Source organism: Boudabousia liubingyangii, from assembly GCF_001907245.1.
GTDB classification, from domain to species: domain Bacteria; phylum Actinomycetota; class Actinomycetes; order Actinomycetales; family Actinomycetaceae; genus Boudabousia; species Boudabousia liubingyangii.
The window spans coordinates 440,056-452,589 of the sequence record NZ_MQSU01000002.1 but is presented as its reverse complement, the minus strand read 5'-3'; the positions used below and the strand labels follow the sequence as shown (position 1 = coordinate 452,589).

Annotated in this window: 9 protein-coding genes; 6 read left to right on the top strand and 3 right to left on the bottom strand. The window is 52.0% G+C overall.

From position 1 onward, the window contains the following. The first annotated feature begins 27 nt into the window (after window positions 1–27). Window positions 28–672, top strand: coding sequence for a DUF3710 domain-containing protein (locus tag BSR28_RS04465; protein WP_073709851.1), 645 nt, complete (start codon window positions 28–30; stop codon window positions 670–672). A 6-nt stretch (window positions 673–678) separates the two neighbouring features. After that, a complete protein-coding gene (locus BSR28_RS04460; RefSeq protein ID WP_083563035.1) occupies window positions 679–1,065 on the top strand; it encodes an OB-fold nucleic acid binding domain-containing protein in 387 nt (128 codons plus the stop codon). Window positions 1,066–1,098: 33 nt separating this feature from the next. Here the strand turns inward: BSR28_RS04460 and BSR28_RS04455 are convergent, their stop codons facing one another. Next, window positions 1,099–1,815, bottom strand: coding sequence for a potassium channel family protein (locus tag BSR28_RS04455; RefSeq protein ID WP_073709852.1), 717 nt, complete (start codon window positions 1,813–1,815; stop codon window positions 1,099–1,101). Then, window positions 1,812–2,486 carry a potassium channel family protein gene (locus BSR28_RS04450; RefSeq protein WP_073709853.1) on the bottom strand — a complete coding sequence of 225 codons (675 nt, stop codon included), beginning with the start codon at window positions 2,484–2,486 and terminating at the stop codon, window positions 1,812–1,814. Before BSR28_RS04450 ends, BSR28_RS04455 begins: the two co-directional genes overlap by 4 nt. A gap of 122 nt (window positions 2,487–2,608) precedes the next feature. Between BSR28_RS04450 and BSR28_RS04445 the strand changes: the two genes are divergently transcribed. Together BSR28_RS04445 and BSR28_RS04440 are read left to right on the top strand one after the other, a co-directional pair. After that, the gene (locus tag BSR28_RS04445) at window positions 2,609–4,612 is read left to right on the top strand and encodes an APC family permease (RefSeq protein WP_158020323.1); all 2,004 of its coding nucleotides are present in this window, start codon (window positions 2,609–2,611) and stop codon (window positions 4,610–4,612) included. Then, window positions 4,609–5,889, top strand: coding sequence for a class I SAM-dependent RNA methyltransferase (locus BSR28_RS04440; protein ID WP_073713453.1), 1,281 nt, complete (start codon window positions 4,609–4,611; stop codon window positions 5,887–5,889). Before BSR28_RS04445 ends, BSR28_RS04440 begins: the two co-directional genes overlap by 4 nt. 94 nt (window positions 5,890–5,983) lie before the next feature. Here the strand turns inward: BSR28_RS04440 and BSR28_RS04435 are convergent, their stop codons facing one another. Further along, the gene (locus BSR28_RS04435) at window positions 5,984–7,933 is read right to left on the bottom strand and encodes an alpha/beta hydrolase family protein (RefSeq protein ID WP_073709856.1); all 1,950 of its coding nucleotides are present in this window, start codon (window positions 7,931–7,933) and stop codon (window positions 5,984–5,986) included. A 312-nt stretch (window positions 7,934–8,245) separates the two neighbouring features. On the opposite strand from BSR28_RS04435, the gene dxs reads away from it, so the two are divergent. Both dxs and BSR28_RS04425 read left to right on the top strand, forming a co-directional pair. Then, entirely contained in the window at window positions 8,246–10,198 is a 1,953-nt protein-coding gene (gene dxs / locus BSR28_RS04430) for a 1-deoxy-D-xylulose-5-phosphate synthase (RefSeq protein ID WP_073713452.1), read from the top strand. Between the two features lie 195 nt (window positions 10,199–10,393). Further along, a complete protein-coding gene (locus BSR28_RS04425) occupies window positions 10,394–12,499 on the top strand; it encodes a pyruvate formate lyase family protein (RefSeq protein ID WP_073709858.1) in 2,106 nt (701 codons plus the stop codon). Window positions 12,500–12,534: the final 35 nt, after the last annotated feature.

Genomic DNA, 12,534 nt, shown 5'->3' with positions numbered 1-12,534 from the left:
ACTCAGCTAAAGATTTAAGGAGTTCTAATGGGACTATTCAGCAGGAAGAAATCTGCAACGGAAGCAGAAACGATCGCGCCCTCTGCCTCCACAGAGGCTACTAGTGAAACTGTTGAGGCCGAAGAGTCGACCCCTGCAGTAGGACCTCAAGAACTCAAACCTGAAGAACTCCTCGAAGGGGGATTCGCTGACCTAGGTGTGCTAAAGATTCGTCCCGTTGAAGGGATGCAGGTAAATTTGCCCAGCGAGAACCCACCTTTCGAGTTCATCACCTTTATCATCGGGAACTCAGCAGTTCAAATTTCGGTCTTTGCTGCCCCCAAAACCTCGGGTACTTGGGAAGATCGTCGTGAGCAGATCATTGCCGCCTATGAAGAGCAAGGTCTGACCGTTCGCGAAGGAAAATCCCGTTACGGTACTGATGTTTTAGTCGATCTTCCGGTTGAAACCCCTGACGGCCGAGTCGGTACTGGTACGATTCGTTTTGCTGGCGCTTCTGGCCCCCGTTGGGTGGCACAGTTTGGTTTTCACGGTCCGGCGGTGGACCCTGAGTCGGCCGCGGCCAAGATGATTGATGAATTCTTGGATCAAGTCCGTATCGAGCGCGGTAATGCTCCGCATCCGCCCTTTACTCCGCTTCCAATTACTCTACCCATGGAGCATGAGGAATAAACGCTCGTGTTACGGGAGTGGATCAGCAGTATTCGTGCTCGCGTCCAGAGTGGTCGCCAGCACGATGAACACCATGATGAGGTTCAGCGAGAAGTAATCGGTGCGCAGGGACAATCCCGGGGCACTATTCCAATCTCCCAAGTAGAGTTTCGTGAACGAGCAACACTGATTGGGTCGATCCAATCATTGACTTTTAGCCCGCCAGGGGCTTCTCTAGCCCTAACTGCGACTCTCTATGACGGAACCGGAACGATTCGTCTGATCTGGATGGGGCGCGCGGAAATCGCCGGAATCGTGCCTGGTGCTCAACTAGTGGTTTCCGGAGTCGTGGCAAAACTCGACGGGGTAGCAACGATTATCAACCCTCGCTACGATCTGCTGCCCACTGACTGATATTCTCAAAAGAGACCAGCGAGCATTATCGGCTCAGTCTTCTTCTGAAGTCTTTTCAGAGTCGGAGGGGACTTCTTCTTGAACCGGATCTTCTACTAGTCGCGTAACCTGCGCTAGGAGTTCCGGATTGGATCGAGGAACTAGGAATAGTAGTTCGTCACCTTCTACGATAACCCCGTCCGGATTCGGTGCAATCGGTTTACCGTCACGTAGTAGGGCGGAAAGTACCACACCGGGAGGAAGAGCAAGGTCGCCGATTCTTTCGTTGATCATCAAAGAGCGTTCACCCAATACTGCGGCGAAAAGATCTACGCGTGCTTCGTTAAAGGTGAAGATTCGAACGGGCTTGCCACGGGTAACCGCTTCTTCCACCAGACCCGTCATCAACCGGGGAGTAGAAACCGGTACATCGACACCCCAAGTGGCATCGAACATCCATTCATTTACATAGTTATTTACGCGCGCAACCACGCGAGGTACAGCGAACTCAGACTTAGCCAGCAAGGAGATAACCAAATTCGCCTTGTCATCACCGGTGGCGGCCACAATCACATCTGCAGTTTGAAGTCCAGCATCTTCAAGCGCGTCGGGGGAGCAGGCATCAGCAAGGATCCAGTCTGCTTCTGCTACTGAAGCTACACGCAACTTACTAGGATTCTTGTCGATAAGAGTTACTTCGTGCGAATGGGAGAGCAATTCTCGGGCAATCGAGCGGCCGACTGAACCTGCACCGGCAATTACAATTTTCATTTGTTCACTTCTTCAGGTAGGGGCGGACGCTGTAGAGCCTTCACCGCAAGTACTCGATCTTCCTTAGCAACTGCGAAGAAAACCTCGTCATTTTCGACAAAGGCTAGAGCGTCATTAGCCAGTAGCGTTTGGCCCTGACGACGGACGTAGACGACCCGTGTCCGGTACTCATCTTCGAAGGTCTTTAGCTTTTTCCCTGCCCATTCTTCACTAACTACTTCATGGACAATCTGAAGCTGAGAATTGTCGTCAGCGTAAACGACATCGGTGACGTTCGGAAGCATCCGACGTAGCATTTCCGTGCTGGTGTAGCGTACGGTACCTACGGTGGGGATTCCTAAGCGCTGGTAGACCTTTGCCCGCTTGGGATCGTAAATGCGTGCCACCACGCGCTTAACACCGAAGGTTTCCCGAACCACACGCGCGGCAATCACATTGGAGTTGTCACCGTTAGAAACTGCGGCAAAGGCGTAAGCATCCTCAATGCCCGCCTGACGCAGTGAGTCTCGATCGAAACCTAAGCCGGTTACGCGGCGGCCACCGAAATCAGACGGTAGACGACGGAAGGCGTCCGCGTCTTGGTCGATGACAGCGACAGAATGTCCCATTGAATCAAGCTGGACCGCTAGGGAAGCACCCACTCGGCCAGCGCCCATAATAACGAAATGCACGCAAGCAGATTACCTGAATCCGGGCTTAAACGCAGTTTCAATGGCACGAATCGATATCAAAGCGGTTACTTATCGCGGTCTGGAGTTTCCTAAATGCCGCTGGACCTTTAGAGTTATTGTTTGTGCACGATGTTTTAAGAAAAGTAAAACGGGTCTTGGTTGGCAAGCCGGTCCGTTCTTCGCAGTTATCGCAAACGCTACTGCCTAAGAGCTTAGCGTTACCTGCATTCGCTGCGGACGCGCTTTCCTCGATTGCGTACGCGCCAGATGAAATCTTCCTTACGTTAGCAATTGCCGGCGTAGGGGCTACTTTGTTATCCCCCTGGATTGCCGTGGCCGTCGCAGTTTTACTGGGCATTGTAGTTCTTTCATACCGGCAAACCGTCCACGCCTACCCTGAGGGCGGCGGCGACTACCATGTGGTAACCAAAAACCTTGGGCACCAACCAGGTCTAATTGTGGCTTCGGCCCTTGTCGTTGATTACTTTTTAACCGTAGCCGTCTCTATTTCGGCAGGGGCGACCTACCTAACCACTACCTTCGATAACCTAGCACCCTATCGAACCCTGATCGCACTGGGGATCGTTGCTTTACTGGTGCTTGCTCATCTTCGCGGACTAAGAGAATCAAGTCTTGGATTTGCGATACCCACTTACTTCTATATGGCCGTGGTTTTCGTTCTGGTCGCGGTGGGGTTAATCAAGGAATCACATGGAACGTTGGGACAAGCTCCCACCGCAGCCTACGATCTAATCCCAGACCCAGCTTATTCTGGGACTGTAATGGCCCTAGGTGGAATGATCTTGGTAGCGCGCGCCTTTTCTTCTGGCTGCGTCATGCTTACCGGTGTCGAGGCTGTTTCCAACGGTGTCCCAGCCTTCCAGAAACCAAAGTCGAAGAATGCTGCGACCACCCTCGGATTAATCGGAGTCATCTCCATTGGCATGCTACTTTCGGTTGTACACTTAGCTACCGTAACGGGCGTTAAATACGTAGAGAACCCCAGTAAACAGCTCCTCCTAAACGGTGAGCCAGTAGCATCCGACTTAGTCTTGGATCCCGTTTTGGGACAGCTAGCCGGAGTCGTGTTCAACGATAACCGAACCGCTTCTATTATTGTCTCTGTCGCTACCGGTCTAATTCTTTTACTCGCCGCCAATACGGCCTTCAATGGTTTCCCGGTCTTGGCTTCAGTACTTTCTAGGGACTCATTCCTGCCGCACCAGCTTTACAAACGAGGCGACCGGCTTTCATACTCAAACGGTATTCTGGCCCTAGGCGGTGGAGCAATGCTCCTGATCTTCGTCTTGGAAGGTAACGTTACGACGCTGGTACACATGTATATCGTCGGCGTTTTTATTTCCTTTACGCTCTCTCAGTTCGGCATGGTTAAACACTGGAAACGAGCTCTACGGACAGAAATTGACGCGGTTAAGCGCAGTCGCTACAAGCGCTCCCAGATCATTAATACCATCGGTTATCTAGCTACCGGTTTTGTCCTTCTGATCGTGTTCCTAACCCGTTTCACCCAGGGCGCATGGGCAGCTTTGGTATTGATGGCTTTGCTCTACACCTTGATGCTGGTTATCTCCCGGCATTACCAAAAAACCAAAGCCGAACTTACCACCCCTGATCTTGCAGCCAGTCGGATCTTGCCCTCACGGGTGCATGCCGTGGTGCTAGTTTCTTCACTGAACCGTCCTGCCATGCGCGCAATCTCTTATGCTCGCGCCTCCAACCCCACCAGTGCAGAGATTCTTTCTGTCTCTTTGGAAGAGTCGGAAATGTCTACTCTCAAGTCGCAGTGGGAGCTATCAGGACTGCCGGTTCCATTGACTTTCGTTGACTCTCCCTACCGTGATATTACGCGTCCAGTCTTACGCTATATCAGGAACTGGCGTCGTCGAAACCCCTCTGATCTAGTGGTGGTTTATATTCCTGAATACCTAGTTGAGCACTGGTGGCAAAATATTCTTCATAACCACACTGCGTTACGGCTAAAGACCTCGCTGCTCTTTACCCCCGGAGTGGTGGTCTGTGCGGTGCCTTGGCGCCTAGGACACGAAAATCGTGACACCTCTTTGGTCAAGATCATCAAGCCCGGGAAAGAGCAGAACGAATCATGAACCAGCGTAGGAAAAAATCGCATTCGGAACAAGAGATCAAAGATCTCCGACTATTGCGTCCGGCCCACGGGGGATTCTGCGTAGGATTTGATGATTCAGGTGTGATTTTTGTTCGTCAAGGATTGCCCGGTGAGCTAGTTGACGTTAAAACCTATGATGCAAAAGGCCGGGTACGTTTCGCCCAGGTTACGAAGGTTAAGGAACCTAGCGAATGGCGTCGTGAGTCAATCTGGAAAACCGCTACCGAAAGCGGACTAGGTGGGGCAGAGCTCGCCCACGTTCACCCTGCCTATCAGTTGCAATGGAAGACAGAAGTATTAGCCGATACCTTACGTAGAATTGGTTCGGGGCAGACCGCCGAAGCATTTTCGACCTTTTTCTCTAACGAGGAAGCGGGACCTGTTTTAGCACAGCATCGCCTCGAGGGAGAGGATGGGAAAAGAACTCGAGCTGAGTTTGTCGTTGACGCAAACGGCCGCCTCGCCATGCATAAGGTTGCCAGTATGGATTTAGTTGCAGTTGACGAGTATCCCCTGGGGACTGCCGCCATTGCTAACCATGAAATCTTTTCTTCCGATTCAGCTTTCGCTGAGCTTTTGCACGAATCTGAGCGGATTAGGATCATTGATACTGCCGACGGGGTCTTCGTCCGTATTGGTCAACAGTGGTATAACAAGCACGCCCATCCCATTCCCATAGGGTTAGTACATTACCGAGTCGGAGATTCTCTTCTAGCCGCAGATCCAAATGGTTTTTGGCAAGCCGGTAAAGGCTCAGCTGAACTCTTGAGCGATACAGTTCGGGAACTTATGCCTGCGGGTGATGAACCTGTTTTAGAACTCTTTTCAGGAGCCGGTCTGCTTTCTCGAGTCGTCAGTGCTCAAACTGACGGGCACTCTCGCTATGTGCTAGCGGTTGAAGGCAATGAAATGGCTTCAAGGATTGGTCCTAAGAATGCGCCCCAGGCACATCATTTAGCGGCTGAGATTAGCGTCCAATCCCTGGGAGAACTGATAAATCAGCTGCCCCAAAAGCCTTTCCGGGTGCTAGCTGATCCTCCTCGTCAGGGGCTGGGAGCACAATTGGTTAGAGAATTAGTAGCTTCCAAACCACTTTCGGTATTGCTAGTTTCATGCGATCCAGCCGCCTTTGCCGCGGATGCAAAACAGTTAGGGCGCTTAGGGTACCTACCCCAGAAACTAACTATCTTGGATCTGTTCCCCGATACTCACCATTTCGAAACGGTGTGTTTATTCGAGCCGATTCCAAACTCATAGAACGTGGTACTAAAAGAGGTATAGAACCTGGTACTAAAACAGGTGGCGGGCTAACGCTGATGCGTTAGCCCGCCACCTTTAGATAGCTGCTGGACTACAGGCCAAGGACTCGACGGTAGAAGTCAAGTTCGACCTCGAAGATCCTCTCTACCGAAGCCTTCGATTGCATGTAGTGGTCTTCGCCTGGGATTACCTCAAGCTGGCAGTCAACTCCGGCAGCTTCCAGACGCTTGGCAAACTCTTCGGTCTCTGCCAAGGAAGAAAGTCCATCAACCGTGCCCTGGAAGAGCAATAGGGAAGAACCCGCAAACTCTTCAGGGTGAGATAGGGGAGAGACCCGCTCTAGGGTTTCCTCATTATCGCTAGCTAGACGATCGACAAGGTAAGACTCAAACTTGGCGGTACGGTCCTTAAGGGTACGCAAATCCCAGTAGCCACTAACTGCGCTAGCGGCCTTAAAACGAGAGTCTTGACGAAGCGCGTTCACCGCAGTGAAGGCACCTGAAGAGAAGCCACGAACCACGGCCCGATCTGGGTCAACTAGCCCCTGAGAAACCACATAATCCAAGGCTTCACGGACGTCCTGGACATCCATGGTGCCCCAGTTGCCGTTCAGGACCTCACGGTAGGGCTTTCCATGACCGGTAGAGCCGCGGAAATCGACATCCAAGTATGCGAATCCTCGTTGTGTCCAGAACTGGACCTCCCATGAAAGACCCGTACGAGCAGCGGAGGTGGGACCCGCGTGGACATTTACGATTACCGGCGGCAATGATCCCTGGGGTGCCAAGTAACGTGCGTTGCGGGGCTCGTAGAAGTACCCAAAGGCGACTTGCCCATCGGAAGTCCGCCACGAAACGGGTTGTGCCACGGAAACGTCTCGGGGGTCCATCCTTAGATCTGCGCTATCACGAAGTACAAGGGCCTTGCCGTCCTTAATTTCTACAATCGAGGGCGGCTCTAGTTCAGAATCAGCAAGGAAGACCAAACGTCCCTGATCGCAAGCGACATTCCCGCTGGGGTGCCAAGGGGTCTCGGCCTCTTCCAGCTGCCCATTCTTCAGGTTCATCACACCCAAGCGTTTACTGCCATTCTGCATCCAAGAACAAGCGATCTCATCTGCTGAATAGTTGTCATAGGTGTGCAAACCAAGGCGCCAATGCGGAGTTGAGAACGCTTTTGGAGCCGGGTGTAGGACGCGAGTCTTAAGCTTTGCAATCCAACCTTCCTCGTCCTCAGCTTCAAAATCAAAGCCTTCTGTCCGGTAGAAGTTGGACCAGCCAGCAGTGTCGTCGATATGGACCAGATCGCCGTTGAGCGACCAACGCGGTTCGAAAACACAGACCTCAGGTAGATCCACAAGGAGATGGTGGGCGCTGACTCGACCTTCGAAGGTCAAGCGGCTTACATGGAGCGCCGACTGAGTCCAAGGCATGTGCGGATGCTCCCAGCTGATCCAAGCTAGGCCCAAACCATCAGGGCTGAGCGCTGGGGCAGCCACGAAGTCAGCATCGCCGAAAATCTCGATAATCGCATCCTCGTCACGAGCTGCCGAACCATCAAGCGGGATTGCAACCAAGCGGTTATTAACCCCTTCTTGGTGGGATTCTTCCACGGCATAGACTAGCCCGCGGGTTAGGTCCAACTCGAAATCGCCATATCGCTTATTGACACCGCTGGTTAGCGGAACCAAGGAACGAATTGGGTCGTTTTGATCAAAGCGGTAAACACGGCCATCCGAAATTTGATTAGCGACAATCAAACCATCGGCTACCGCATAGGCGCGGCCACCATATTCATTGACGTTTGTCCGCACGTCCATCAACTGGTCGAAAGGCGTCATGGGGAGAACTTCACCCGTCACGCCATTGGGACTACGCTTTAGCAGGACGTGGCGTCCGCCTTCATTCAGGCGGTGTTCAACCCAATAAGTATCAACGCCATCGATCCGGAGTCCGGAAATCTGTACCCGTCGCGAGGTCAGCGTTGCGGGAGTCAACGCCGACTCCCAAGTTCCGAATGGTGCCGGGGTAAGGGACTTCATGATGACCGCCTTTCATTGCCGGTAAAGTTTCCTATAAGGGTACTTGAATACAGGTCACAATTTCCATTGGGAGCGACAAAAAGCGCTTGAGAAATGAAGTTAGTAAAGCTGAAAACTAATAGATGGGCCTTTGGGTATAAGGTGAGAAATCGTTTCTGGGAAGCATGGCTGAGACGTAGCGAAGCGAAGGGAAGAAAATACTCGCCGGTACGAATTCACGTGCGACGCTTTCCTAAGGTATTCTGTAACGGTTATTCTTTAACTTAAAGTTAGTTAAAACCGTTCAGTGACGAAGCTCAGCAGGAGGGGTCGATGCCGCAGGCAAACGGAGATTTTCCAAAGCCGGGTGAGCTTCTGCGCCAGATTCATGATCCTGAGGATTTAAAAGGTCTTACTCCCGAACAGCTGCCGGTCTTAGCGAAGGAAATTCGCGAGTATCTGGTTGCTTCAGTTTCTCGTACCGGGGGACACCTTGGTCCTAACTTGGGCGTCGTTGAACTTACCATTGCTCTACATCGGGTTTTTGATTCACCCGAGGACGCGCTGGTATTCGATACCGGCCACCAGGCATACGTGCACAAGCTCCTTACTGGAAGACAAGACTTCTCCAAACTTAGGCAGAAAGACGGGCTCTCTGGTTACCCGTCAAGAGCGGAGTCTAGTCACGATATCGTGGAAAACTCCCACGCTTCGACAGCGCTTTCTTGGGCCTATGGGATTGCTTCGGCACAGCGTCTTGATAAAAACCAAAACCACGTTGTGGCGGTCATTGGTGACGGCGCTTTAACAGGCGGCATGGCGTGGGAAGCGCTTAATAATATTGCTACCGGAGACGCACAAAAACTAGTCATTGTCGTTAACGATAATGGCCGGTCGTACGCACCAACTATCGGTGGACTTTCAAACCACCTCAACATGCTTCGGACTGATCCGCGTTATGAAAAGACCCTCTCGCATGTCAAGCAGGCATTGATGTCAGCTGGACGTCCGGGCGAGGCAGCCTACGAAACCCTTCGCTCATTTAAACGTGGTTTGAAGGATTTCCTAGCTCCGCAGGTTATGTTTGAGGATCTAGGCTTGAAATACCTTGGCCCGATTGACGGGCATAATCTTGAACAGCTGGAACTGACCTTAAAACAGGCACGAGACTTTGAAGCTCCAGTGATTGTTCATGTGAGGACCGAAAAGGGCCGTGGCTTTACCCCGGCAGAGCAGGATGCCGCTGATCGCTTCCATGCTGTGGGTGCTATTCATCCAGAAACCGGTCTACCAGTAGCTCCTTCTCGCTTCGGTTGGACTAGTGTTTTTGCGGAAGAGATGCTTACTCTTGCCCGCAAGAATAAGCGTTTGGTTGGTGTTACTGCTGCCATGATGGCTCCGGTAGGTTTGGGCCCAATGGCGAAGGAATTCCCCAAACGGGTATTCGACGTGGGGATCGCTGAAGCTCACGCAGCCACGATGTGTGCTGGTTTGGCTTTCGGCGGTTACCATCCGGTTTTTGCCGTCTATGCAACGTTTTTGAACCGCGCTTTTGACCAGGTCCTGATGGATATTGCTCTTCATCAGGCGCCCGTTACGATCGTTCTTGACCGTGCTGGGGCAACCGGTGACGATGGCGCCTCCCATAACGGAATGTGGGACCTGGCCATGTTGCGGATGATCCCGGGGATAAAACTGGCTGTTCCTAGGGACGCTACGACGCTCCGTAAGGCACTGCAGAAAGCAACCTCAGATGACGAAGGACTTACTGTAATTCGCTATCCTAAAGGGGCTGTGCCGGAAGACTACTCGGTAATCGAGCGGGGGAGTGACGATGTGAACTCGTCCTTCTCTTTGATTAGCTTTGCTCATGAGGACGTTAAAAGCGAGGAAGACAGAGCACAGAACGCTCGGATCGCCCTTGTTGCGCTCGGTCCGCTAGTGAAAGTCGCTAGGGAGGCGGCGATGCAACTAAGCGAAGAGGGCAATGTCGTAGAGGTTATAGACCCTGAGTGGATTTATCCGATCGCTTCTGATTTGGTAGCTTATCTGGGTAATTTTGATCATGTTATTACCCTTGAAGATGGCCTATTAGAGGGCGGATATGGTTCTGCATTACGAGATAGCTTATCGACTAACCTAGACCAAAAATCTATGCCTTCTTTGAGCAATTTGGGTATTGGTTCCCGATTTTGGCAACAACAGTCGCGTGATGATCTCTGGCAGGCTTCAAATCTGACCGTTGAAAAGGTAATTGAGCTGGTTCGTCAGGGTCTTAAATCCTAAGAGGCGGGCCTGAGGTCCTACAATCTAATGGGACTATAGTCCCTTAAAGTGCCCAAAAATGGTGATTTAAGGAACTTGTAGTTCAACTTTTTGCACTGATGTGATTTTCGTTACAGGCGCAAATGCTGGTTCTTTGAGCAATGAGGCGTAACCTTGAAGAAGGACAAAATAGTCCCCATATTGAGGAGTTACTAAATGGCTAAAGACGACACTGCTCAGGTGGAAGAATCCGCCGCTCTACCCGAAGCATGGGAGGGTTTCGTGCCAGGTAACTGGTGCGAGAACATTGATGTTCGTGATTTTATTCAGTTGAACTACACCCCCTACGAAGGTGATGCGTCCTTCCTATCGGGCCCGACTGAAAAGACTTTGCGGACCTGGGAAACCCTAGAGAAAGAATATCTTTCTGTAGAACGAGCAAAGCGTGTTTACGACGTTGATACCAAGACTCCGGCAGATGTTGATGCATTTGGTGCAGGCTACATCTCCGAAGACGATGACGTCATCGTTGGTCTACAGACCGACGTTCCCCTAAAGCGTGCAATGATGCCCAACGGTGGTTGGCGCATGGTTGAAACCGCTATCCGTGAAGCGGGCAAGGAGCCCGATCCGGAAATCAAGAAGATTTTCACTCAGTACCGTAAGACCCACAACGATGCGGTCTTCGATATTTACACCCCGCGCATCCGTGCAGCACGTTCTTCTCACATCATTACCGGTCTTCCCGACGCATACGGCCGTGGCCGCATCATCGGTGACTACCGTCGTGTTGCCCTCTACGGTGTTGATAAGCTCATCGAAGAGAAGCAGAAGGATAAGGACCTTGTTGCTGACAAGCCGTTCAGCGAGCACTGGTGTCGCTACCGTGAAGAGCACGCAGAGCAGATCAAGGCTCTGAAGAAGCTGAAGAACATGGCTGCTTCATACGGATTCGACATTTCCGGTCCGGCAACCAATGCTAAGGAAGCAGTCCAGTGGACCTACTTTGGCTACCTAGCCTCTGTTAAGTCTCAGGACGGTGCGGCCATGTCTATCGGTCGTCTATCCGGCTTCTTCGATTCCTACTTCGAACGTGACTTCAAGCGCGGTATTCTAACTGAAGATGAAGCACAGGAAATCATCGATGCGCTAGTTATCAAGCTACGTATCGTACGCTTCCTACGCACCATCGACTACGATGCAATCTTCTCCGGTGATCCCTACTGGGCCACCTGGTCTGATGGTGGTATGGGTCAGGACGGACGTACCTTGGTCACCAAGACCTCCTTCCGTCTATTGCAGACCCTACGTAACCTAGGACCTGCTCCGGAACCGAATATCACCCTATTCTGGAACAAGGCTCTGCCTCAGGGATACAAGGACTTCTGCGCCTTGATCTCCATTGAAACTTCCTCTGTCCAGTACGAAGCTGATGAGCAGATCCGTGAACACTGGGGCGACGATGCTGCTATCGCATGCTGTGTTTCCCCGATGCAGGTTGGTAAGCAGATGCAGTTCTTCGGCGCTCGCGTTAACGCAGCCAAGGCACTGCTCTACGCCATCAACGGTGGTCGCGACGAAATGTCCGGCAAGCAGGTGGTAAACGGATACGAACCCGTTCAGGGCGATGGCCCGCTAGACTTCGAAGAAGTTTGGGCCAAGTACGAAGACATGCTTGACTGGGTAGTCGGCACCTACGTAGAAGCTCTTAACATCATTCACTTCTGCCACGATCGTTACGCTTACGAATCAATCGAAATGGCGCTACACGATTCTGAGATCGTTCGCACCATGGGTTGTGGTATTGCAGGTCTGTCAATTGTTGCTGACTCTCTATCCGCAATCCGTTACGCAAAGGTAACCCCGATTCGTGACGAAACTGGCTTGGTAGTGGACTACAAGACCGAAGGTGACTTCCCGGTTTACGGTAACGACGATGACCGTGCAGACGACATCGCTGCTACTGTCGTTCACACTATCATGTCAAAGATTAAAGCTATCCCCATGTACCGTGACGCAATCCCGACCCAGTCGGTGCTTACCATTACCTCTAACGTGGTATACGGTAAGGCAACTGGTTCCTTCCCGTCCGGTCACAAGGCGGGTACTCCCTTCGCTCCTGGTGCAAACCCGGAGAACGGGATGGACACCCATGGCATGCTTGCATCCATGATGTCCGTGGGTAAGCTCGACTACGACGACGCCCTTGACGGTATCTCACTAACGAATACCATCACGCCGTCTGGCTTGGGCCGCACCCTTGACGAACAGATCAAGAACCTAGTCGGCATCATGGATGCGGGATTCATTCCGCAGGCGTGATCTAAACACTCAAAAAGTTCAATAACAAATCAAGG

Excerpts from the sequence above, each read along its gene's own strand:
- BSR28_RS04465 (WP_073709851.1), top strand. The coding sequence starts at position 28 with ATGGGACTATTCAGCAGGAAGAAATCTGCAACGGAAGCAGAAACGATC.
- BSR28_RS04425 (WP_073709858.1), top strand. The coding sequence starts at position 10,394 with ATGGCTAAAGACGACACTGCTCAGGTGGAAGAATCCGCCGCTCTACCC.
- BSR28_RS04455 (WP_073709852.1), bottom strand. The coding sequence starts at position 1,815 with ATGAAAATTGTAATTGCCGGTGCAGGTTCAGTCGGCCGCTCGATTGCC.
- dxs (WP_073713452.1), top strand. The coding sequence starts at position 8,246 with ATGCCGCAGGCAAACGGAGATTTTCCAAAGCCGGGTGAGCTTCTGCGC.
- BSR28_RS04435 (WP_073709856.1), bottom strand. The coding sequence starts at position 7,933 with ATGAAGTCCCTTACCCCGGCACCATTCGGAACTTGGGAGTCGGCGTTG.
- BSR28_RS04440 (WP_073713453.1), top strand. The coding sequence starts at position 4,609 with ATGAACCAGCGTAGGAAAAAATCGCATTCGGAACAAGAGATCAAAGAT.